This is a genomic window from Enterobacter sp. WP_7_1, assembly GCF_003688535.1.
In the GTDB taxonomy this organism is placed as follows: Bacteria; Pseudomonadota; Gammaproteobacteria; order Enterobacterales; family Enterobacteriaceae; genus Enterobacter; species Enterobacter asburiae.
In genome coordinates this window covers 217,848-239,447 of record NZ_REFK01000003.1, presented here as the reverse complement: position 1 = coordinate 239,447, position 21,600 = coordinate 217,848, and the positions used below count along the sequence as shown (strand labels likewise).

23 protein-coding genes and 1 riboswitch are annotated in these 21,600 nt (G+C 58.5%); of the genes, 15 read left to right on the top strand and 8 right to left on the bottom strand.

Annotated features, from left to right (window positions below; translation table 11 throughout):
* Nucleotides 1-18: 18 nt before the first annotated feature.
* Nucleotides 19-672: a 3,4-dihydroxy-2-butanone-4-phosphate synthase gene (gene ribB, locus BJ885_RS14355; RefSeq protein WP_023309208.1), complete on the bottom strand. Its 654-nt coding sequence runs from the start codon at nucleotides 670-672 to the stop codon at nucleotides 19-21.
* Between the two features lie 106 nt (nucleotides 673-778).
* Nucleotides 779-929, bottom strand: a riboswitch (FMN riboswitch).
* A gap of 119 nt (nucleotides 930-1,048) precedes the next feature.
* On the opposite strand from ribB, the gene ubiK reads away from it, so the two are divergent.
* Nucleotides 1,049-1,345 (top strand): ubiquinone biosynthesis accessory factor UbiK, encoded by a 297-nt coding sequence (ubiK, locus tag BJ885_RS14350; RefSeq protein ID WP_014071796.1) that lies wholly within the window; start codon nucleotides 1,049-1,051, stop codon nucleotides 1,343-1,345.
* 76 nt (nucleotides 1,346-1,421) lie between these two features.
* Here ubiK and hldE read toward each other — a convergent pair whose 3' ends face one another.
* From hldE to BJ885_RS14335, 3 genes are read right to left on the bottom strand one after another with little or no spacing between them, the layout of a single operon-like run.
* Complete coding sequence (gene hldE, locus BJ885_RS14345; RefSeq protein ID WP_029740691.1) at nucleotides 1,422-2,852, bottom strand: bifunctional D-glycero-beta-D-manno-heptose-7-phosphate kinase/D-glycero-beta-D-manno-heptose 1-phosphate adenylyltransferase HldE; 1,431 nt, start codon at nucleotides 2,850-2,852, stop codon at nucleotides 1,422-1,424.
* Between the two features lie 40 nt (nucleotides 2,853-2,892).
* Entirely contained in the window at nucleotides 2,893-5,748 is a 2,856-nt protein-coding gene (gene glnE / locus BJ885_RS14340; RefSeq protein ID WP_029740690.1) for a bifunctional [glutamate--ammonia ligase]-adenylyl-L-tyrosine phosphorylase/[glutamate--ammonia-ligase] adenylyltransferase, read from the bottom strand.
* A 21-nt stretch (nucleotides 5,749-5,769) separates the two neighbouring features.
* Nucleotides 5,770-7,071 (bottom strand): inorganic triphosphatase, encoded by a 1,302-nt coding sequence (locus BJ885_RS14335; protein ID WP_029740689.1) that lies wholly within the window; start codon nucleotides 7,069-7,071, stop codon nucleotides 5,770-5,772.
* 229 nt (nucleotides 7,072-7,300) lie between these two features.
* Between BJ885_RS14335 and BJ885_RS14330 the strand changes: the two genes are divergently transcribed.
* Together BJ885_RS14330 and BJ885_RS14325 are read left to right on the top strand one after the other, a co-directional pair.
* A complete protein-coding gene (locus BJ885_RS14330; RefSeq protein WP_024906484.1) occupies nucleotides 7,301-7,921 on the top strand; it encodes a TIGR04211 family SH3 domain-containing protein in 621 nt (206 codons plus the stop codon).
* Nucleotides 7,922-7,981: 60 nt separating this feature from the next.
* Nucleotides 7,982-9,223 (top strand): multifunctional CCA addition/repair protein, encoded by a 1,242-nt coding sequence (locus tag BJ885_RS14325; RefSeq protein ID WP_029740688.1) that lies wholly within the window; start codon nucleotides 7,982-7,984, stop codon nucleotides 9,221-9,223.
* A gap of 10 nt (nucleotides 9,224-9,233) precedes the next feature.
* On the opposite strand, the gene bacA is transcribed toward BJ885_RS14325, so the two are convergent.
* Entirely contained in the window at nucleotides 9,234-10,055 is an 822-nt protein-coding gene (gene bacA, locus BJ885_RS14320) for an undecaprenyl-diphosphate phosphatase (RefSeq protein ID WP_087823187.1), read from the bottom strand.
* A 105-nt stretch (nucleotides 10,056-10,160) separates the two neighbouring features.
* Complete coding sequence (gene folB, locus BJ885_RS14315; protein ID WP_023333447.1) at nucleotides 10,161-10,529, bottom strand: bifunctional dihydroneopterin aldolase/7,8-dihydroneopterin epimerase; 369 nt, start codon at nucleotides 10,527-10,529, stop codon at nucleotides 10,161-10,163.
* A gap of 107 nt (nucleotides 10,530-10,636) precedes the next feature.
* On the opposite strand from folB, the gene plsY reads away from it, so the two are divergent.
* Together plsY and BJ885_RS14305 are read left to right on the top strand one after the other, a co-directional pair.
* Nucleotides 10,637-11,257: a glycerol-3-phosphate 1-O-acyltransferase PlsY gene (plsY, locus tag BJ885_RS14310; RefSeq protein WP_023309216.1), complete on the top strand. Its 621-nt coding sequence runs from the start codon at nucleotides 10,637-10,639 to the stop codon at nucleotides 11,255-11,257.
* 84 nt (nucleotides 11,258-11,341) lie between these two features.
* Nucleotides 11,342-12,808 carry an MFS transporter gene (locus BJ885_RS14305; protein ID WP_121932177.1) on the top strand — a complete coding sequence of 489 codons (1,467 nt, stop codon included), beginning with the start codon at nucleotides 11,342-11,344 and terminating at the stop codon, nucleotides 12,806-12,808.
* 40 nt (nucleotides 12,809-12,848) lie between these two features.
* On the opposite strand, the gene BJ885_RS14300 is transcribed toward BJ885_RS14305, so the two are convergent.
* Complete coding sequence (locus BJ885_RS14300; protein WP_045356087.1) at nucleotides 12,849-13,271, bottom strand: MarR family winged helix-turn-helix transcriptional regulator; 423 nt, start codon at nucleotides 13,269-13,271, stop codon at nucleotides 12,849-12,851.
* 147 nt (nucleotides 13,272-13,418) lie between these two features.
* On the opposite strand from BJ885_RS14300, the gene BJ885_RS14295 reads away from it, so the two are divergent.
* From BJ885_RS14295 to ureG, 9 genes are all read left to right on the top strand, one after another.
* Entirely contained in the window at nucleotides 13,419-14,432 is a 1,014-nt protein-coding gene (locus BJ885_RS14295; protein ID WP_033146672.1) for an alpha/beta hydrolase, read from the top strand.
* 145 nt (nucleotides 14,433-14,577) lie between these two features.
* Nucleotides 14,578-15,405, top strand: a complete 828-nt coding sequence (locus tag BJ885_RS14290; RefSeq protein WP_121932176.1) for an urease accessory protein UreD — start codon at nucleotides 14,578-14,580, stop codon at nucleotides 15,403-15,405.
* Between the two features lie 10 nt (nucleotides 15,406-15,415).
* Nucleotides 15,416-15,718: an urease subunit gamma gene (locus tag BJ885_RS14285; protein WP_121932175.1), complete on the top strand. Its 303-nt coding sequence runs from the start codon at nucleotides 15,416-15,418 to the stop codon at nucleotides 15,716-15,718.
* 10 nt (nucleotides 15,719-15,728) lie between these two features.
* Nucleotides 15,729-16,043 carry an urease subunit beta gene (locus BJ885_RS14280; protein WP_121932174.1) on the top strand — a complete coding sequence of 105 codons (315 nt, stop codon included), beginning with the start codon at nucleotides 15,729-15,731 and terminating at the stop codon, nucleotides 16,041-16,043.
* Nucleotides 16,036-17,739, top strand: coding sequence for an urease subunit alpha (gene ureC, locus BJ885_RS14275; RefSeq protein ID WP_121932173.1), 1,704 nt, complete (start codon nucleotides 16,036-16,038; stop codon nucleotides 17,737-17,739). Before BJ885_RS14280 ends, ureC begins: the two co-directional genes overlap by 8 nt.
* 9 nt (nucleotides 17,740-17,748) lie before the next feature.
* Nucleotides 17,749-18,213 carry an urease accessory protein UreE gene (gene ureE / locus BJ885_RS14270; RefSeq protein WP_063439541.1) on the top strand — a complete coding sequence of 155 codons (465 nt, stop codon included), beginning with the start codon at nucleotides 17,749-17,751 and terminating at the stop codon, nucleotides 18,211-18,213.
* Between the two features lie 9 nt (nucleotides 18,214-18,222).
* Nucleotides 18,223-18,762, top strand: coding sequence for a HupE/UreJ family protein (locus tag BJ885_RS14265; protein ID WP_029741751.1), 540 nt, complete (start codon nucleotides 18,223-18,225; stop codon nucleotides 18,760-18,762).
* Nucleotides 18,762-19,436 carry an urease accessory protein UreF gene (locus tag BJ885_RS14260; RefSeq protein ID WP_029741752.1) on the top strand — a complete coding sequence of 225 codons (675 nt, stop codon included), beginning with the start codon at nucleotides 18,762-18,764 and terminating at the stop codon, nucleotides 19,434-19,436. Before BJ885_RS14265 ends, BJ885_RS14260 begins: the two co-directional genes overlap by 1 nt.
* 9 nt (nucleotides 19,437-19,445) lie before the next feature.
* Nucleotides 19,446-20,063: an urease accessory protein UreG gene (ureG, locus tag BJ885_RS14255; protein ID WP_023333456.1), complete on the top strand. Its 618-nt coding sequence runs from the start codon at nucleotides 19,446-19,448 to the stop codon at nucleotides 20,061-20,063.
* A 44-nt stretch (nucleotides 20,064-20,107) separates the two neighbouring features.
* On the opposite strand, the gene tsaD is transcribed toward ureG, so the two are convergent.
* A complete protein-coding gene (gene tsaD, locus BJ885_RS14250; protein ID WP_029741753.1) occupies nucleotides 20,108-21,121 on the bottom strand; it encodes a tRNA (adenosine(37)-N6)-threonylcarbamoyltransferase complex transferase subunit TsaD in 1,014 nt (337 codons plus the stop codon).
* A 236-nt stretch (nucleotides 21,122-21,357) separates the two neighbouring features.
* Here tsaD and rpsU point away from each other — a divergent pair, with 236 nt between their 5' ends.
* Nucleotides 21,358-21,573: a 30S ribosomal protein S21 gene (gene rpsU, locus BJ885_RS14240; RefSeq protein WP_001144069.1), complete on the top strand. Its 216-nt coding sequence runs from the start codon at nucleotides 21,358-21,360 to the stop codon at nucleotides 21,571-21,573.
* The last annotated feature ends 27 nt before the right edge of the window (nucleotides 21,574-21,600 follow it).

The following is a 21,600-nucleotide window of genomic DNA, read 5'->3' as shown; positions in this document are numbered from 1 at the left end:
TTCCCGGCGTTTTTATTATCAGCTGGCTTTGCGCTCGTGCGCCTGGCGATACTCAACCAGATCTTCAATCGTTACCACCGGCATGTTGTGCAGGCGGGCAAAGGTGATGCACTCCGGCGCGCGCGCCATGGTGCCATCATCGTTGGTCAGTTCGCACAGCACGCCAGCAGGCTTGAAGCCAGCCAGCGTCACCAGGTCGATCGTCGCTTCGGTATGACCACCACGGGTCAACACGCCGCCCGCCTGCGCACGCAGTGGGAAGACGTGGCCTGGACGGTGCAGATCGGATGGCTTCGCACCATCAGCAATCGCTGCACGTACGGTGGTCAGACGGTCAGCCGCAGACACACCGGTGGTCACACCATGCGCTGCTTCAATGGTCACGGTAAAACCGGTACCAAAGGCGCTGGTGTTGTTTTCGACCATCATCGGCAGATCGAGCTGCTTACGACGATCTTCATTAATACACAGGCATACGATGCCGCTGCCGTGACGGATGGTCAGCGCCATCTGTTCAACGGTCATGTTTTCGGCGGCGAAAATCATATCGCCTTCGTTTTCACGGTTTTCATCGTCAAGCACCATCACACCGCGGCCTTCGCGAAGTGCATCCAGTGCATGTTCAACACGTTGAGTTGAAGTGCCAAAAGAGGAAAGTAGCGTCTGATTCATGGTAAAAAAACCTCATTAACATTATGGTTACCAGAATCAGGGCAGTCTTAGGAGCGCCGTATAAGCGGCAAAAAGATAACGTGAGCGGGCCCATGCCCGACTTGATCGTTACTCTCTCCCATCCGGACTCTAACCGTCGGCCCCGGAATTACACCGGATCTGCTGACCTTTGAGTATTCACCCAAAGCGCTCGCGGGCTTTCAGCGTCACGCTGATTTACCGCCGGTGGGGAATTTCGCCCCGCCCTGAGAATAAGCGAGATAACTATAACGCTATTGATTATCCTGGGCAATGCATAAGCATCAAACAATTTTGTTTACCTTGGGCATGACGCGCTACAATGGACACTAACACTTTTCCATCAAGGGAAACGCCAATGATTGACCCGAAAAAAATTGAGCAGATCGCGCGTCAGGTTCATGAATCTATGCCAAAAGGCATTCGTGAATTTGGTGATGACGTAGAAAAGAAAATCCGCCAGACGCTGCAGGCGCAGTTGGTTCGCCTTGATTTAGTCAGCCGCGAAGAGTTTGACGTGCAGACCCAGGTTCTGCTGCGCACCCGCGAGAAGCTGGCGCTGCTGGAACAGCGTCTGACCGAGCTGGAAAACCGAAATGCGCCGGAAGAAGTGAAGCCGGCACCGGCTATTCCACCGGTGGACGACCAGGAGTAAGTGCGGCCTGATGCCTTCACCCCAGCCCTCTCCCACAGGGAGAGGGAGAAAAAAACGGGCCAACTGGCCCGTTTTTTTACTGACTGTCCTTCTGGATCTTCTTGATGATGTTGGTGGTTGAACACCCGTCCTCAAAGTTGAGCACCATCACCTCTCCGCCGTTCGCCCAGACCTCTTCGCTACCCGCGATTTGCTCCGGCTTGTAATCCCCGCCTTTTACCAGCAGGTCCGGCAGAATGCCGGCAATCAGACGCTGCGGAGTATCTTCTTCAAACGACACCACCCAGTCCACGGCTTCCAGCGCGCCGAGCACAATCATGCGCTGTTCGAGCGGGTTCACCGGGCGCGTTTCACCCTTCAGGCGCTTCGTCGACGCATCGCTGTTAACCGCCACAATCAGGCGATCGCCCAACTTGCGCGCATTCGCCAGATACGAAACGTGGCCCGCGTGCAGAATGTCGAACACGCCGTTCGTCATCACCACTTTTTCACCACGCTTGCGCGCGGCGGCGACGGCCACCTTCAGCTCGTCTTCGGTCATAACGCCAAAACCGGTATCCGCACGACCGCGCACCGCGTTTTCCAGCTCGATTGGCGAAACGGTTGAGGTACCGAGCTTACCGACGACCACGCCCGCCGCGGCGTTAGCGAAGTAGCACGCCTCTTCCAGCGAGTTTCCTGCTGCCAGCGTCGCCGCCAGCACGCCGATCACCGTATCACCGGCACCGGTCACGTCGTACACTTCCTGCGCCTGGGTTGGCATATGCAGCGGCGCTTTGCCCGGCTGCAGCAGCGTCATCCCCTGCTCGGAGCGGGTGACGAGCAAAGCAGACAGCTCGAAATCAGCAATGATCTTCATGCCGCGCTCAACCAGCTCTTCCTCGGTTTTGCACTTGCCCGCCACCGCTTCAAACTCGGAGAGGTTTGGCGTCAGCAGGGTTGCGCCGCGATAGCGCTCAAAATCGGTCCCTTTCGGGTCGATCAGCACTGGGACGTTGGCTTTACGCGCCAGCTGAATCATCGTCTTCACGCTCGCCAGCGCGCCTTTGGCATAGTCGGACAGCACCAGCGCGCCGATATTGCCCAGCGCCTGGTTGATACGCTCGTGCAGCGGCTCAGGATCAACGCCTTCGAACCCTTCTTCAAAGTCGAGGCGGATCAGCTGCTGGTTGCGCGACAGCACGCGCAGCTTGGTGATGGTCGGGTGGGTCGGAACAGAGACGAAGTCGCACTTCACGTTCACGTCCGCCAGCGACTTGCTCAGCGCGCGCGCCGCATCGTCAATGCCGGTCAGGCCCACCAGACGCGACTGCGCGCCCAGAGAGGCAATGTTCATCGCCACGTTTGCCGCGCCGCCGGGACGCTCTTCAATGGTGTCGACCTTAACCACCGGTACCGGTGCTTCCGGAGAGATGCGGCTGGTAGGCCCATACCAGTAGCGATCCAGCATCACATCCCCAACAACCATTACCCCAGCACGTTCAAACTCTGGCAGTGTTACTTTCATTCCTGACTCCAGAAAGATTCACAATTTGCGCGCGATAATATCACACTTGATTTGTTACGCACGGTTCCACCAGCCACTTCTGCCAGCTGGCCGTTACCTGAGCACGTTCATGAGCAAAACTGTCCAGCGCCACGTGCCCCGGCTCCTCCTGCAGCGCCAGGTGATGAAGCTCATCGCGAAGCGTCGTGTAGGCGCGGGTTAAGGCCTGCGCCTCCTGCTCGTCCATGATGTCGTTTTGCGCCAGTAGTTCCAGAATGCGCACGTTATCGGACCAGCGCGTCAGCTTCGGCTTGTCGTGGGCGTGCAGCAGCACCAGATACTGGGTAATGAACTCAATATCGGTAATCCCGCCCTCGTCGGCTTTAATATCAAAGCGATCGCGATGTTTATTACCGAGATGCGCGCGCATTTTCTCGCGCATTTCGCGCACTTCCGTTTGCAGCGTGCTGCCATCACGCAAGGTGGTCATAACCTCCCTGCGGATGACGTCAAACTGCGTTTTGAGCTGCGGATCGCCGTACACCACGCGAGCACGCACCAGCGCCTGATGCTCCCACGTCCAGGCTTCATTCTTCTGGTAATCGGCGAAGGATTCCGTTGAGGTCACCAGCATGCCCGCCGCGCCGGACGGACGCAGACGGGCATCCACTTCATACAAAATGCCCGACGAGGTGCGCGTGCTGAACAGGTGCATGATGCGCTGCGCCAGGCGCAGGTAGAACTGACGCCCGTCAATTTCACGCTCGCCGTCGGTCATTACGTCAACCGGGCAATCGTGCAGGAAGATTAAATCCAGATCGGAGCTATAGCCCAGCTCCCAGCCGCCAAGCTTGCCGTACCCCACGACCGCGAATCCGCGTCCTTCACGTTCGGCCAGGTGTTTCGGCTGGCCGTAGCGCGCCACCATCTGCACCCACGCCTGATGTACCACCGCGTCGATGATCGCCTCTGCCAGCCAGGTTAAGTGATCGCTCACTTTCATCACCGGCAGCGTTCCGGCGATGTCCGCCGCCGCCACGCGCAGCATCTGCGCCTGCTTAAACTGGCGCAGCGCCTCCAGCTGTTGCTCTTCATCCTCTTCCGGCACGCGCAGCAGATACTGACGCAGCTCGTCCCGGTAGGCATCCGTCGCCGTTGGCTGATACAGCGTGTTCGGATCGAGCAGCTCATCCAGCAGCAGCGGGTAACGCGCAAGCTTGTTGGCCACCATCGGCGACGCGGCGCAGAGCGTAATCAGGTGCTTCAGCGCCCCAGGAAACTCGCTTAAAAGTTCCAGATAGGTGGTACGCGTGATGATCCCGCTTAACAGCGGCATCATGCGCGACAGCGGCACCGGCGCGTCCGCCCGCGAGCAGACCTCGCTCAGCAGGTGCGGCATCAGGTGATCCAGCACCTGACGACCGCGCGGGCCGATGGCGCGTTTGTTCAGCTCAAGACGGAAATCAGCGATCAGCGCCACCACGCGATGGCGCGCGTCGTCGGTTAAGTGCGTCAGCACCGGCGTAGTGTCATCTTCCTGGAGCGCGTCCTGCCACAGCTCGCGCCAGTGCTCGGAAAGCGCATCGTCCTGCGATTCGCTTTCGTCATCACCGATCAGCTCGTTAAAGATGCGGCGTACGCCTGCCATATGGGCATCCAGCCGTTCGGTTAACGCCGTCCAGTCGTCCACGCGCATGCCCCAGGCCAGGCGCGCCCGGTTAAGGTCATCGCCCGGCAGGGTCTGGGTCTGTTCGTCGTTGATACTTTGCAGCAGGTTTTCCAGACGGCGCAGGAACAGATAGGCTTCGCGCAGGGTTTGCGCGTCGCCGTCCGGCAGCAGGTGCAGCTGCTCGATGGCGCTCAGGGTCGGCAGCAGCGAGCGGGACTGCAGGGACGGCTCACGGCCGCCGCGAATAAGCTGGAAGACCTGAACGATAAATTCGATTTCGCGGATGCCGCCCGCGCCGAGCTTGATGTTGTCCTTCAGACCACGACGGCGCACCTCACGGGCGATCATCCCTTTCATATTTCGCAGGGACTGGATCACGCTGAAGTCGATATAGCGACGGAATACGAACGGGCGCAGCATGGCGCGCAGCTCGTTGGCGTAAGCGTCGTCGCTGTCGCCCATGATCCGCGCTTTAACCATCGCATAGCGCTCCCAGTCGCGCCCCTGCTCCTGGTAGTAATCTTCCAGCGCGGCAAAGCTCAGCACCAGCGGTCCGCTGTCGCCAAACGGGCGCAGGCGCATGTCCACGCGGTAAACAAAACCGTCCTGCGTCGGCTGATCCAGCGCCTTAATCAGACGCTGACCGAGGCGGGTAAAGAACTGGGCGTTGTCCAGCTCGCGACGGCCGCCGCGCGTGGAGCCGTTCTCGGGCCAGGCAAAAATCAGGTCAATGTCGGAGGAGAAGTTCAGCTCGCAGCCGCCCAGCTTGCCCATCCCCAGAATCAACAGCGGCTGAGGAACCCCTTCCTCGCTGCACGGCGTGCCCCACTCTTTACAGCAGGCGGCGTAGAGCCAGTCGCGCGCGGCGACAATCAGCGTTTGCGCCAGCTCGCTTAGCTGCTGCAGCGTGCTCTCTTCGCTTACCAGCTCCAGCGACTGCGCCCAGGCAATGCGCACCATCACCCGACGGCGGAACTGGCGCAGGACGCGCATCAGCGTCGCTTCATCCGCAACGTCTTCAAGCGCAGTTTGCAGCCAGCCGGCGTAATGCCGCCACTCGTCCGCCTGCGGCGGCGCGTTCTCAAGCTCTGCCAGCCAGTCCGGGTTGGCGGTGATACTTTCCTGCACAAAATCACTGAAGGCGAGCACGCTCTTCGCCTGCTCGCTTAACGATGACGCCGGTAATGACTCAGGCAGACGTTCGCAAACGGTCTGCCACTGCTGCTGTAACGGTGAAGAAAGCGGCATTATAGGGGTTCCTTGCCAGAGTTAACGTTTTCCGCTGTGCAGCCAGAACGGCTCCTGCGAAATGGCCTCGTTACGGAAATGCTCAATCTCAATATGCTGGCGGGTTTCAATGGCGTGCTTCAGCCCCTGCCAGTTCTCCAGCCAGGCCTGGGTTTTAACGCCGTCATAAGCGCCGGAAAGCAGCAGCATGCTGTCGATGTTGCGCGACAGACGAGGAAGCTGATCGCCATACTGATCGCCGAGCGGATACGCAAAGGTACTCTTCAGCTCGGCGGCATGACGGGAAAGATGAATATCCGCGAAACGCTTAAAGTTTTCCGCGATTTTGGTCTCGGCTTTCGCATCCAGGAAGGCGCGCCAGCCGCGCGTCACCAGGAACTCGGTCAGCGCCAGTTTTGCCGTCGCGGCTTGCGGGCTGTAGATCGCCGTTTGCGCCGATACGTCGGAGAGCATCAGCGTTTCGGTTTGCGTCAGCAGGTCACGTAAGTGAGCGCTCGCTTTGCGAGGAACAATACCGCCGAACAGCGTCAGGGTATGGCGCACCAGGGCAATCGCCGCCAGCACGTTGGATTTCGCGTTTTTCACATTTCGCACCCACAGCTCTTCATGGTATTGCCACTGAGAAAGCGCCAGCTCCAGCGCGGCTTCCAGACCCTGTTCAACGCTGGCTTTCGGCGCAACGTGCAGGATGGTCGTCTCTTTTAGCGCGCGCGGCGCATTTCCGGCGGCCAGATGGTAACCCCGCGCGGCTTTACTCAGGCTTCCCTGACGCAGTCCGGACTGGTTCACCAGCTTACGCGCCAGCTTCAGCACGTCATTCGCGTCCCCTTCCAGCAGCTCAAGCTCGAGTTCGCAAATCGGTTCCTGGAACTCACCCGCCTTCACGTCCCCCAGATCGAGGGCGATTTCGATGCGGCTTTTGCCTTCCGTCACCAGCCATTTCTCGCGCCAGAAATCGGTGCTGAACAGCGGCTGCACCTGTTCCGCCAGCGTGGAAGGCAGCTCGCCATCCGGCCAGACTTCCGCCGGGAAACGTTCCAGCTCAAGTTCTGGCTTGCTGATGTCGATATTGTATTCCGGGCGCTGATGTAAACCGCCGACCACGCGGCCGGCAATTTTCATCGTCATCTCGTAGCGCCCGCTCGCGCCGCGGATGCGCAGCCCCATATCGTGGCGACGCAGCCAGTTGTCTGGCGTTTCGTAATAGATATTAAGCAGTTGTACCGGTGCATGGTGTTCGCCGGAAAGCGTATGCAGATGCTGGCGGAGTGCGTCAACGCTGTCTTTTTCGACGATAAACTTTAATTCGATTTCTTGTGCCATAGCCTTGTACTTTTGCGGGCGTCACAGACGCGTCAATGAAGGCGAACTTCCTCGCCATTTGTTTGTCAGTACATAGTATTTTGCGCCAAATTGCCATGCAATGAGCAATTTGTCGGGCGTAAATCTGTAGAGTCGTGACACAGATGATTCTGATTGCTGACGAATGCTTTGCGTAGAGACACTGTTGCCACTACTATCGTTCCACTATTTATGAAAATAACGACTAATGATGCTTAAATTACGCCTGATTGGACTTACTTTACTCGCTTTTAGCGCCGCAACCGCAGTGCACGCTGAAGAGAAGCGTTACGTTTCTGACGAACTGAACACCTGGGTACGCAGTGGCCCTGGAGATAATTATCGCCTCGTGGGCACGGTGAATGCCGGTGAGGAAGTCACCCTGTTACAGACCAACGCGGATACCAATTACGGCCAGGTTCGCGACAGTACCGGCCGCACTTCCTGGATCCCGCTGAAAGAGCTGAGCACCGTGCCAAGCCTGCGCACGCGCGTTCCCGATCTGGAAAACCAGGTGAAGACTCTGACCGATAAGCTGAACAACATCGACGGCACCTGGAACCAGCGCACCGCTGAAATGCAGCAGAAAGTGGCGCAAAGCGACGGTGTGATTAACGGCCTGAAAGAAGAGAACCAGAAACTGAAAAACGAGCTGATTGTCGCGCAGAAGAAGGTGAATGCCGCCAATCTGCAGCTCGACGACAAACAGCGCACCATTATCATGCAGTGGTTTATGTATGGCGGCGGCGTGCTGGGCGTGGGTCTGGTACTGGGTCTGGTGCTGCCGCATCTGATCCCAAGCCGTAAGCGTAAAGACCGCTGGATGAACTAATTCGTCTTCTCTGCCAGACTTACGTATCATTCTGGAAAAGAGAAAACGGGAGAGTTGGGCGTGAAGAGTTATCTGGTCGGTGGTGCGGTACGTGATGCGTTGTTAGGTCTGCCGGTCAAAGATAAAGACTGGGTGGTGGTTGGCGCCACTCCTGAAGAGATGCTCGACGCGGGCTACCAGCAGGTAGGCCGCGATTTTCCCGTGTTCCTGCACCCGAAAAGCCGTGAAGAGTATGCCCTGGCGCGTACCGAGCGGAAATCGGGCTCGGGCTATACGGGCTTCACCTGCTATGCCGCGCCGGACGTCACGCTGGAGCAAGATCTCCTGCGTCGCGATCTCACCATCAACGCGCTGGCGCAGGACGAAGACGGGCAGATCGTAGACGCCTATGGCGGTCAGGACGATCTGCGCAACCGTCTTTTACGTCACGTTTCCCCGGCGTTTTCTGAAGATCCGCTCCGCGTGCTCCGCGTGGCGCGCTTTGCCGCGCGTTACGCCCATCTCAGCTTCCGTATTGCCAATGAGACAATGGCGCTGATGACCGCCATGACCGAGGCGGGCGAGCTTGAACACCTGACGCCAGAGCGCGTCTGGAAAGAGACGGAAAATGCCCTCACCACGCGCAACCCGCAGGTCTTTTTCCAGGTCCTGCGCGACTGCGGCGCGCTGAAGGTACTGTTCCCGGAAATAGACGCGCTGTTTGGCGTACCTGCCCCGGCAAAATGGCACCCGGAAATTGATACCGGCGTACACACGCTGATGACCCTGAGCATGGCCGCCATGCTCAGCCCTGACGTGGACGTGCGCTTTTCCACCCTGTGCCACGATCTCGGCAAAGGCCTAACGCCAAAAGAATTCTGGCCTCGCCACCACGGGCACGGCCCGGCAGGGGTGAAGCTGGTCGAGGGGCTGTGCCAGCGTCTGCGCGTGCCGAACGAGATCCGCGATCTGGCGAAACTGGTGGCCGAGTTCCACGATCTGATCCACACCTTCCCCATCCTGAAACCGGCTACCATCGTTAAGCTTTTCGACAACATCGACGCCTGGCGCAAACCCCAGCGCGTGGAGCAAATCGCGCTGACCAGCGAAGCTGACGTGCGCGGTCGTACCGGTTTTGAAGCGTGCGATTACCCGCAGGGACGTTTACTGCGTAAAGCCTGGGACGTAGCGAAAGCGGTGCCCACGAAGGACGTTGTCGAAGCGGGATTCAAAGGACCGGAAATTCGCGAAGAGCTCACGAAGCGGCGAATTCAGGCGGTGTCGGACTGGAAGGAAAAGCATTGCCCTCAGCCGAAAGACTGAGGGCCATCGGTCAGAAGAAGACCACGTACACCGCAGCCGCCACGATAAAGCGATAGATCGCGAACGGAATAAACGAGATACGCTTAATCAGCTGAAGGAAGGTTTTGATGGCAATCAGCGCCACGATAAACGCGGTGATGAAGCCGACGGCGAACATCGGAATGTCGCCAGCCGTCAGGAAGTGATAGCTCTTATAGACGTCGAGCACGGTAGCGCCCATCATCATCGGCACCGCCAGCAGGAACGAGAACTCTGATGCGGCGTAACGGCTTACGCCCATCAGCATCCCGCCGGAGATTGTTGCGCCTGAACGCGAGAAGCCCGGCCACAGCGCCAGACACTGGAAGCAACCAATGATAAACGCCTGACGATACGTCATATCGTCCAGACCTTCCGCGCGCGGCGTTTTTGGCTTCAGCACTTCCGCGGCGATCAGCAGTAAGCCCCCCACCACCAGCGCGTACATCACGTTAATCGGATTAAACAGCGATTTGATGGCGTCGTGGAACACCAGACCCAGCACCACCGCAGGGATCATCCCGAGCAGAATATGGATCAGTGACAGACGACCTTTACTGGCCCCCTCGTGCTGAGGCGGACGTCCAAAATGGATGCCGATCAGGCCAAACAGGCGACGCCAGAACATCACGACCACCGCCAGAATAGACCCCAGCTGGATCACCACTTCAAACGTTTTTGCGGTATCCCCTTCAAAGCCCAGCAGATGGCCAACGATAATCATATGGCCCGTACTGGAAACCGGCAAAAACTCCGTCAATCCTTCGACCACACCCAGTATTGCCGCCACCAGCAGCGAGTGCATATCGCTCATCTATAAACCCCTAAAAAGATATAAAAAAACGGTGCCCCATATGGACAACCGATAAGATACAGTCCTGAGACCGGTATAACCTAAAATGGTTTAGCAATTATGACGTTAATTCTTGCCTTTCAGATTTGTGCCACGCTCAATGATGACGCCAACATTGGCGGCGCGCGCCACCGCTCCCGGCTTACTCAGCTTGATGCGCACCCACGGTGAGTTGAATTTTTTCAGCAGCAATTCTGCGACTTCTTCCGCCACCCGTTCGACGAGCGCAAAACGTTGCCCTTCAACGTGGGCGATGACCGTTTCACTGATATCGGCATAGCTCAGACAGTCGTTCACGTCATCGCTTTTTGCCGATTTGCGGTTATCCCATCCCATTTCGATATCGAACACCAGTTTCTGCTCGATGGTCTGTTCCCAGTCGTAAACACCAATTGTGGTGATTACCGAAAGTTGCTCTATAAATACAATATCCATCACGACCTGCCTGCTTTTTGGCTAAACCGGATACCACTTCCGGCGAATTATGCGTATTATCCACAGATGTTGAGAATACAGATACATTTTCAAAACGGAACAGCGTTATGAGTGCAATCGCGCCTGGAATGATCCTCCTCGCCTATCTTTGCGGCTCAATCTCCAGCGCCATTCTGGTCTGCCGCATTGCCGGGTTACCTGACCCGCGTGAAAATGGTTCCGGGAATCCGGGGGCGACCAACGTACTACGAATTGGCGGCAAGGGAGCAGCCGTAGCGGTTTTGATTTTTGATGTTCTGAAAGGGATGCTGCCCGTTTGGGGCGCTTATGCGCTGGGCGTCACGCCGTTCTGGCTGGGGCTCATTGCTATTGCCGCCTGCGTCGGCCACATCTGGCCCGTATTCTTCGGCTTTAAAGGCGGAAAAGGCGTTGCGACCGCCTTTGGCGCCATTGCGCCTATCGGCTGGGATCTCACCGGCGTAATGGCCGGGACCTGGCTGCTCACCATTCTTCTGAGCGGCTATTCGTCGCTGGGCGCAATCGTCAGCGCGCTGATCGCCCCGTTCTACGTCTGGTGGTTCAAACCCCAGTTCACCTTCCCGGTGTCGATGCTCTCCTGTCTTATCCTGCTGCGTCATCACGACAATATTCAGCGCCTGTGGCGTCGTCAGGAGACCAAAATCTGGACGAAGCTCAAGAGAAAGAAAAAAGACGCTCCGAAGGGTTAGTTATGCCTTATAGCCAAATGTGATTTTGGTCACCTTCTGCCTGTGGTAACTGTTAGGGACACAACACAACCACATAAGAAGAAAATGGCTGAAATCACAGAATCAACTCCCCTTTCAACGGCAGGTATTCCCCCTGATGGCGACATCCAGTGGGTGCGCAGCGCTTCGGATGTATCACGCCTCGTTAATGACGGTTCTCAGGGCCGGACAAACGCCCGTATCGTGGTCGGAATCGCTTTGGGCGGCATTTTTCTCGATGCCTACGATCTGGGCGCGCTGGCGTTTGGCATTAAAGACATCACCCGCGAATTTAACCTGACGCCCGCCGGTACCGGCATGGTGGCCTCGGCGATTACCTTTGGTGCCATTGTCGGGGCGCTGCTCGGCGGTTACCTCACGGATAAAATCGGGCGCTACCGCGTTTTTATGGCTGATATGGTGTTCTTCGTGGTGGCAGCGATAGCCTGTGCGCTGGCCCCGAGCGAATATGTGCTCGCGGGCGCCCGCTTTGTGATGGGGCTGGGGGTTGGGATCGACCTTCCCGTGGCGATGGCGTTTTTAAGCGAGTTCGCCAGGCTAAAAGGGCCCGGAAATAAGGCCTCCAGCGTCGCGATGTGGTGCCCCACCTGGTATGCCGCCATCAGCATCTCCTACCTGCTGGTGCTTTTCTTCTACGCCGTGCTGCCGGAGAGCCACAGCGACTGGCTGTGGCGTTTGATTCTCGGCTTTGGCGCGGTGCCCGCGCTGGTGATTATCGCCATCCGCAGCCGCTATATGAGCGAATCTCCGGTCTGGGCGGCGAATCAGGGCAACCTGAAAGAGGCTGCGTCAATTTTACGCCAGTCGTATAACATCAATGCCCACGTGCCGCAGGACGCGCTCGGCCAGCCAGCCCCTGTCGTGAATAAAGCGAAATGGTCAAACTATCTGAACCTGTTTCGCGGCATCTATTTGCGCCGCACGACGCTCGCCACGCTGCTGTCCGTCGTATCTTCCTTCGCCTATAACGCCGTGGCGTTTGGTCTGCCGGTGATCATCTCCAGCTTCTTTGTCCAGTCGATGCTCACCACCATTCTCATTTCTCTGGCGCTTAACCTGCTGTTTGCCTTCGTCGGCGGGCTGCTGGCTGTACGCTACGTGCCGCGCTTCGGCGCCTGGCGGATGTCGCTGGCGGGTTATGCCTGCCAGCTTGTCGCATTGCTTGGCCTGGCGCTGATTGGCCGACCGGAAGGTGCCTCTGAAGGCGTGCTTGCCGTAGCCATGCTGGCGCTTTTCCTGTTCGGCCAGGGCTTTGGCCCGGGCGCGCATACCATGACGTTCGCCTCTCTGAGCTACCCGACCTCCCTGCGCGGCGTGGGCGTGGGCCTCAACCAGACGCTGATGCGCAGCAGTTCCACGCTGTCGCTGTTTCTGTTCCCGCTGCTGGTCGCCTCGCTGGATACCGCCGTGTTCTGGGTGATTGCGCTGGCGCCGTTTATCGGCCTGGCGTCGCTGCTGGCAATCCGCTGGGAGCCGTCGGGGTATGATGTGGATGCGGAGGACTATCGGTAACGACACATTACTTCGGTGGGTTCAACCCACCGAAGGGTTATTACAAATCGTCGAGCAGCGTTCGGGAGAGTTTTTTTAGCGTCTCAAGCTCATCGTCATTCATCCGCATGCTGCAGCGAATCTGATCCGGCAATGCCATCACCCGTTTCTTCAGGTCTTTGGCCTTGTCGGTCAGTACAACATTTTTCATCCTTTCATCACCCACAACCGCGATACGGTTGAGGAATCCTTTTGCCTCAAGCTTTTGTACAAGCGGGGTCAATGTGCCCGAATCAAAAAACGTCTTATCGCTGAGATCGCGAAGTGGAATGTTGTCTTTCTCATAAAGCGCCATCAAAACAACGAATTGCGGATAGGTCAGATCCATCTCTTGCAGTAAGGGGCGATACTGGCGAACAAACGCGTTGGTGACCGAGTACAGCGAGAAGCAAAGTAAATCGTCTAGCGTTTTGTTTTCTTTCATTTTTCTATCAACTCCGAATCGGTTGCCTAAAAAAATTATAAATAATGTTTGACTAAAAGTGTCTTGCGCGCAAGTATTATACCAACAACTAAGTAGCGCACTATTTAGTTATCTCATCCGATCAAATACGCTTAAAGAGGCACTACCATGAAAACACTAACCGCCATCCTGGTTTCTTCCGTCTTCGCGTCAGCTGCGGCATCCGCACAAACCACCAATACCCCAACGCCGACCGCAGGCGTACAGGCATTTCTTAATGTTTTGAATTCCGGCAAGGGTAAGCCAATGGAACAGATGACCCCGCAGGAGGCCCGCCAGGTACTGATTGGCGCGCAGCAAGGCGCAAAACTGCCGCCCGCTCAGGTTTCTGAAAAAACGATCCAGGTAAATGGCCAGGCGATCAAACTGAAAATAGTGAAACCTGAAAACGCCAGCGGCACGCTCCCCGCCTTTATGTTCTTTCACGGCGGCGGTTGGGTGCTGGGTGACTTCCCTACCCACGAACGTTTAATCCGCGACCTCGTTCGCGCTTCGGGTGCCGCTGCGGTTTACGTCGATTACACCCCGTCACCTGAGGCCCATTTCCCGGTAGCAATTAATCAGGCCTATGAAGCGACAAAATGGGTCGCCGGGCACGGTCAGGAAATTGGCGTGGACGGTAGCCGTCTGGGTCTGGTGGGTAACAGCGTGGGCGGCAATATGGTGGCTTCGGTGGCGCTGCAGGCCAAACAGTTCAATGGGCCAAAAATTCGCTACAACGTCATGCTCTGGCCAGTTACCGATGCGAACTTTGATACTGCCTCGTATAACCAGTTCGAAAATGGCTATTTCCTGTCGAAAAACATGATGAAATGGTTCTGGGATAACTACACCACCAGCGCTGCCGATCGCAACAATATCCTTGCCTCTCCGCTTCGCGCCAGCACCGCGCAGTTGAAAGGCTTCCCCGAGACGCTGATCCAGACGGCTGAGCTGGACGTTCTGCGGGATGAAGGTGAAGCATTCGGGCGTAAACTGGATGCGGCTGGCGTCCCGGTGACCGTCACGCGCTATAACGGCATGATCCACGACTACGGCCTGCTTAACCCGCTGAGCCAGGAGCCAACGGTGAAAGTTGCCCTTGAGCAGGCAGGTGCAGCGTTGCATGAACACCTGAAGTAGGATCGTCATTGCTTATACAGAGCACGGCCCCAGCCGTGCTTTTTTATTTCTCCTGCCTGGCCATCCATAAGCGACTCATATGACAGGCTTCATTTCCGCCAGGGCATACTGAAACGTATCCCGATGGTGTGGAAATGGATGCAGCATGTTAGCAGCTCAGGTCACTGATAATACGTATAAAGGCTGGCAGGCATCGCTTGCCCTGCAGCTTTGTCACACCCCTGAGAAAACCCTCCTGCACTCCGCCCACCACGTCGGGCCGCTTACCGTTCAGCGTCCCTTTTACCCCGAAGGCGAAACCTGCCATCTTTACCTGCTGCACCCGCCCGGCGGGATTGTGGGCGGCGATACGCTGGACATTTCCGTTCGGCTGGACGCCAAAAGCCATGTGCTTATCACCATGCCCGGCGCCAGCAAGTTCTATCGCAGCAGCGGCCCGCAGGCTCGTCTGAGCCAGCATTTTTATCTCGATGAAAATTCCACGCTGGAGTGGCTGCCGCAGGACACCATTATCTTCCCCGGCGCGAATGCCGCGCTGCGCTCCGTTTTTCACCTGAAGGCCTCCAGCACGCTGCTGGCGTGGGAGCTGTACTGCCTGGGGCGCCCGGTGATCGGTGAGACATTCAGCCACGGCACGCTGGAGAGCCGCCTGGAGGTGTGGGTAGATGACGAGCCGCGCCTGATTGAGCGTCAGCATCTTAGCGACGGCGATCTCACGCCCGTCGCCGGACGTCCGTGGCTCGGCACTCTGCTGTTCTATCCGGCCAAAGAAGAACATCTCGACGCGGTGCGCGAACGGCTCGCGCCGCTGGAAAATTATGCGGGTGCAACGCTCACCGATGACCTGCTGTCGGTGCGTTTTCTCTCCGACGACAACCTGATTTGCCAGCGGGTGATGCGCGATATCTGGCAGTCGCTTCGCCCGCTTCTCACCACCAAACCCGCCTGTTCGCCGCGTATCTGGCAGACATAAGAGAAACGTTATGGAACTGACCCCCAGAGAAAAAGACAAGCTGTTGCTGTTCACCGCCGCGCTGGTTGCCGAACGCCGCCTTGTGCGCGGGGTAAAGCTCAATTACCCGGAATCGGTCGCGCTGATCAGCGCCTTCATTATGGAAGGCGCGCGCGATGGCGAAACCGTCGCCTCGCTGATGGAAGCGGGCCGCCACGTTTTGACCCGCGACCAGGTAATGGAGGGCGTCCCGGAAATGATCCCGGATATTCAGGTGGAAGCCACCTTCCCGGACGGATCGAAGCTCGTCACCGTCCACAACCCGATCGTCTAAGGAGCGCGTGATGATCCCAGGTGAATACCAGATCCAGCCCGGAACGATTGCCCTCAACGTCGGGCGTGAAACCCAAAGCGTGGTTGTCGAAAATCACGGCGACAGGCCGATCCAGGTCGGATCGCACTATCACTTTTACGAGGTCAACCCGGCGCTGAAGTTCGCTCGGGAAGCCACCAAAGGCTTCCGACTGAACATCCCGGCGGGCACCGCCGTGCGCTTCGAGCCCGGCCAGAAGCGGGAAGTGACGCTGGTTCAGGTCACGGGGGCGCAGCGCATTTTCGGTTTTCGCGGTGAGGTAATGGGCGAGGTGAAACATGGCTGAGATTTCACGCCGGGCGTATGCCGATATGTTCGGCCCCACCACCGGAGATAAAGTGCGGCTGGCCGACAGCGAGCTGTGGATCGAAGTGGAAGACGATCTCACGGTCTACGGCGAAGAGGTCAAATTCGGCGGCGGAAAGGTGATCCGCGACGGTATGGGCCAGGGGCAGATGACCGCTGATGCCTGCGTGGATCTGGTTCTCACCAATGCGCTGATCGTCGATCACTGGGGGATCGTAAAAGCCGATATTGGCGTCAAGAACGGGCGGATCTTCGCCGTTGGCAAAGCCGGAAATCCGGACATTCAGCCCGGCGTGACGATCCCGATTGGCGCGGCAACGGAAGTGATTGCCGCCGAGGGGAAGATCGTCACCGCTGGCGGGATCGACACCCACATCCACTGGATCTGCCCGCAGCAGGCGGAAGAGGCGCTGGTCTCCGGCGTCACCACCATGATCGGCGGCGGCACCGGACCGGCGGCGGGCACCAACGCCACCACCTGCACGCCGGGGCCGTGGTATATCGCCCGCATGCTGCAGGCTGCCGATACGCTGCCGGTGAATATCGGCCTGCTCGGCAAGGGTAACGGCTCCAACCCGGACGCCCTGCGCGAGCAGATTGCCGCGGGCGCCATCGGGCTGAAGATCCACGAAGACTGGGGAGCGACGCCTGCGGCGATCAACTGCTCGCTGGAGGTGGCAGACGAGATGGATATTCAGGTGGCGCTGCACAGCGACACGCTGAACGAGTCCGGTTTTGTCGAAGACACGCTGGCGGCTATCGCCGGGCGCACCATCCACACCTTCCACACCGAAGGCGCGGGCGGCGGCCACGCGCCGGATATCATCACCGCCTGCGCGCACCCGAATATTCTGCCCTCCTCCACCAACCCGACCTTGCCCTATACGGTGAACACCATCGACGAGCATCTCGACATGCTGATGGTTTGCCATCACCTCGATCCGGATATCGCCGAGGACGTGGCGTTTGCCGAATCCCGCATTCGTCGTGAAACCATTGCCGCCGAAGACGTGCTGCACGACATCGGCGCGTTCTCGCTCACCTCTTCAGATTCGCAGGCCATGGGCCGCGTCGGGGAAGTCATTATCCGCACCTGGCAGGTGGCGCACCGCATGAAGGTCCAGCGCGGCGCGCTGCCGGAAGAGATCGGTAATAACGACAACTTCCGCGTAAAGCGCTACGTCGCTAAATACACCATTAACCCGGCGCTCACCCACGGCATCGCCCACGAAGTCGGTTCGATTGAGGCGGGCAAGCTGGCGGATCTGGTGGTCTGGTCTCCTGCGTTCTTTGGCGTCAAACCCGCCACCATCGTCAAGGGCGGGATGATCGCCTGTGCGCCAATGGGCGATATCAACGCCTCGATCCCCACGCCGCAGCCGGTGCATTACCGCCCGATGTTTGGCGCGCTGGGCGCCGCGCGCCACGCCACCCGGCTGACGTTTATCTCGCAGGCCGCCAGTGCGAACGACATCCCGCAGCAGCTCAACCTGCAGAGCGCCACCGCGGTGGTGAAAGGCTGCCGGACGGTGAAAAAGGCGGACATGATCCACAACGGCCTGCAGCCAAATATCACCGTCGACTCACAAACCTACGAGGTGCGCGTCGACGGTGAACTGATAACCAGCGAACCGGCTGACGTTCTGCCGATGGCGCAACGCTATTTCCTGTTTTGAGGAGTGATGATGATCTATTTAACCCAACGCCTGGACCATGCGCATCCGATTACCGCCAGCGTCACGCTGCCGATTGACGTGCGGGTGAAAAGCCGCGCCCGCGTAGCGCTGAACGACGGCCGCGAAGCCGGGCTGATGCTGCCGCGCGGCCTGCTGCTGCGCGGGGGCGACCTGCTGACTACCGACGACGGCAGCGAGGTCATCGAAGTGATCGCCGCCCCGGAGTCAGTTTCCGTGGTGCGCTGCGCCGATCCGTTCCTGCTCGCCCGCGCCTGCTACCACCTGGGCAACCGCCACGTGCCGCTGCAAATCATGCCCGGCGAGCTTCGCTATCACCACGACCACGTTCTCGACGACATGCTGCGCCAGTTCGGGCTGGAAGTGGCCTACGCCAGCCTGCCGTTTGAACCGGAAGCGGGCGCTTACACCAGCGATGCCCACAGCCACAGCCATTCTCACGCTCATTCACATTAAGGATCCATCATGCGCAAGTATTTACCGCTGTTACTGCTGGCTTTTTCCGTTCCCGCGCTCGCGCATCCCGGCCACGGCACCGACAGCTTTCAGGCCGGTTTTCTTCATCCGCTGACCGGGCTCGATCACCTGCTGATGCTCACCGGTGCGGGCGTGCTCTCTGCGCTGAGCGGCCGCAAACTCCTGCTGCCGTTTGCCACCCTCGGGATGATGCTTGTCGGCGCCATTGCGGGCAGCCTGCTCGGCGGCTTCAGCGGCATGGAGATGCTGATTATCGCCTCGCTGGCGGTATCCGGCGTGATGATGTTTAAAACTGAAAACCGTCTGCTGCTGGCGGTGCCTGCTCTGGCGATGTTCCACGGCTGGGCGCACGGCGTGGAGATGTCCGGCCACAGCTTCTGGCTCTTCACCAGCGGCTTTATGCTCGCCAGCGCCACGGTGCTGTGCGCCAGCTTTGCCGCGGGGCTGCTGCTGCGCCGTCACGACGGCCTGCGTAAAACCTTCGGCGGCGGGCTGATCGTCTCCGCCCTGCTGGCGCTGATGAGCTGATGGAGCACGCCCGCCAGAGGCTGCGTCTGATGCAGCTCTCCAGCAGCAGCCTGCCGGTCGGGTCGTTTACCTGGTCGCAGGGGCTGGAGTGGGCCGTTGAGGCTGGCTGGGTCACCGATGCCGACGCGTTCAAACGCTGGCAAATCCATCAGATGGAGCAGAGCTTTTTCTGCGTCGACCTGCCGCTGTTTATCCGTCTTTATCAGGCCTGTGAGCAAAGCTCTCTTACAAATGCAAAACGCTGGACGGCATACCTTCTCGCCTGCCGGGAAACGCGCGAGCTGCGCGAAGAGGAGCGCAACCGTGGGGCGGCGTTTACGCGGCTGATTAAGAGCTGGGAACCTGACTGTCCGCCCGAATGGCTGCCGCTGTTTATGCAAAGCCAGCTCTGCGGCATGGCCTGGCTCGGCGTGCGCTGGGGCATTAGCGCGCGCGAGCTGGCGCTCAGCCTCGGCTATAGCTGGATGGAAAGCGCGGTGATGGCGGGCGTCAAGCTGGTGCCGTTTGGGCAACAGGCCGCGCAGCAGCTGATTATCGAACTGGGCGACCATTACGCCGCCGGACTTGAACAGGCATTTTTGCGTTGCGACGACGCGCTGGGGGCAGCAACGCCGCTGTCCGCCATCGCCTCCGCGCGCCACGAAACCCAATATTCACGACTATTCCGTTCCTGAGGAGTCAACATGGCTGATTACAAACATCCCCTGCGCGTGGGCGTGGGCGGCCCGGTAGGGTCGGGCAAAACCGCGCTGCTGGAAGCGCTCTGCAAGGCGATGCGCGACACCTACCATCTTGCGGTGGTGACCAACGATATCTACACCAAAGAGGATCAGCGCATCCTGACCGAGGCTGGCGCGCTGGAGCCGGAGCGCATCGTGGGCGTAGAGACGGGCGGCTGCCCGCATACCGCCATTCGTGAAGATGCGTCGATGAACCTGGCGGCGGTAGAGGCGCTAAGCGAGAAGTTCGGCAATCTGGATCTGATCTTCGTTGAAAGCGGCGGCGATAACCTGAGCGCGACGTTTAGCCCGGAGCTGGCGGATCTGACCATCTACGTGATCGACGTGGCCGAAGGGGAAAAAATTCCGCGCAAGGGCGGGCCGGGGATCACCAAATCCGATTTTCTGGTGATCAATAAAACCGATCTCGCGCCGTACGTCGGTGCGTCGCTGGAGGTGATGGAGCGCGACACTAACCGCATGCGCGGCGATCGTCCGTGGACGTTTACCAACCTGAAGGCGGGTGACGGGTTAGCGACAATTATTGCGTTTCTGGAAGAGAAAGGGATGCTGCGGGTGTAATCAAACGATCCCCTCTCCCTTTGGGAGAGGGTTAGGGTGAGGGATTACGCCTCCGGCAGTTCCGCCAGCGGCCAGCGCGGACGCACGGACACGCTCAGGTCGGACGTAGCGCCCGCGTTCAGGCGCACCATTCCGGCGTAAGCGATCATCGCGCCGTTATCGGTACAAAATTCCGGACGGGCATAGAACACTTCCCCGCGACGCTTTTGCATCATCTCGGCGAGCTTCGCGCGCAGCGTGCGGTTAGCGCTGACGCCGCCCGCCATCACCAGACGCTTAAAGCCGGTCTGATCCAGCGCGCGTTTGCACTTGATCATCAGCGTATCCACCACCGCATCTTCAAACGCGCGCGCAATATCCGCGCGGGTCTGTTCGCTGTCATCGTTATTGCGAATCGTATTCGCCGCGAAGGTTTTCAGCCCGGAGAAGCTGAAATCCAGCCCTGGACGGTCGGTCATCGGACGCGGGAAGACAAAGCGCCCTTCCGTTCCCTGCGACGCCATTTTCGACAGCATCGGGCCGCCCGGGTAATCCAGACCCAGCAGCTTGGCGGTTTTATCGAAGGCTTCACCGGCGGCGTCGTCGATCGATTCGCCCAGCAGCTCGTACTTGCCAATGCCCGTTACGCTAATCAGCTGCGTATGGCCGCCGGAGACCAGCAGCGCCACAAACGGGAATTCAGGCGGATTCTCTTCCAGCATCGGTGCCAGAAGATGCCCTTCCATATGGTGAACCGGGATCGCCGGCACATCCCACGCAAACGCCAGCGAACGGCCAACCGTTGCGCCAACCAGCAGCGCGCCAACCAGGCCCGGGCCCGCGGTATACGCTACGGCGTCGATATCGTTTGAACTCAACCCGGCCTCTTTCAGCGCCGCCTGAATCAGGGGAACCGTTTTACGCACATGGTCACGAGAGGCCAGTTCAGGTACGACACCGCCGTAGTCAGCGTGCAATTTCACCTGACTATACAGCTGGTTGGCCAGAAGCCCTTTTTCGTCGTCGTAAATGGCGATGCCGGTTTCATCGCAGGATGTTTCAATACCCAGTACACGCATGACTTGTTTTACCTCGTTTCAATACCGCGCAGTGTAGAGCCTGGGCGGGTTGATGTAAAACTTTGTTCGCCCCAGGAAGAAGGCTCGTGTATACTCCTCACCCTTATTAAAGTCCCTTTCAAAATCGCATCGGTGCTTTACAAAGCAGCAGCATTTGCAGTAAAATTCCGCACCATTTTGAAATAAGCTGGCGTTGATGCCAGCGGCAAACCGAATTTATTAAAGGTGAGAGTTACATGCCGGTAATTAAAGTACGTGAAAACGAGCCGTTCGACGTAGCACTGCGTCGCTTCAAACGTTCATGCGAGAAAGCAGGTGTTCTGGCTGAAGTTCGTCGTCGTGAGTTTTATGAAAAACCAACGACCGAACGTAAGCGCGCTAAAGCTTCCGCTGTGAAACGTCACGCGAAGAAACTGGCTCGCGAAAACGCACGCCGTACTCGTCTGTACTAATTGGTTGAGGGCCTCAGCCCTCAATTG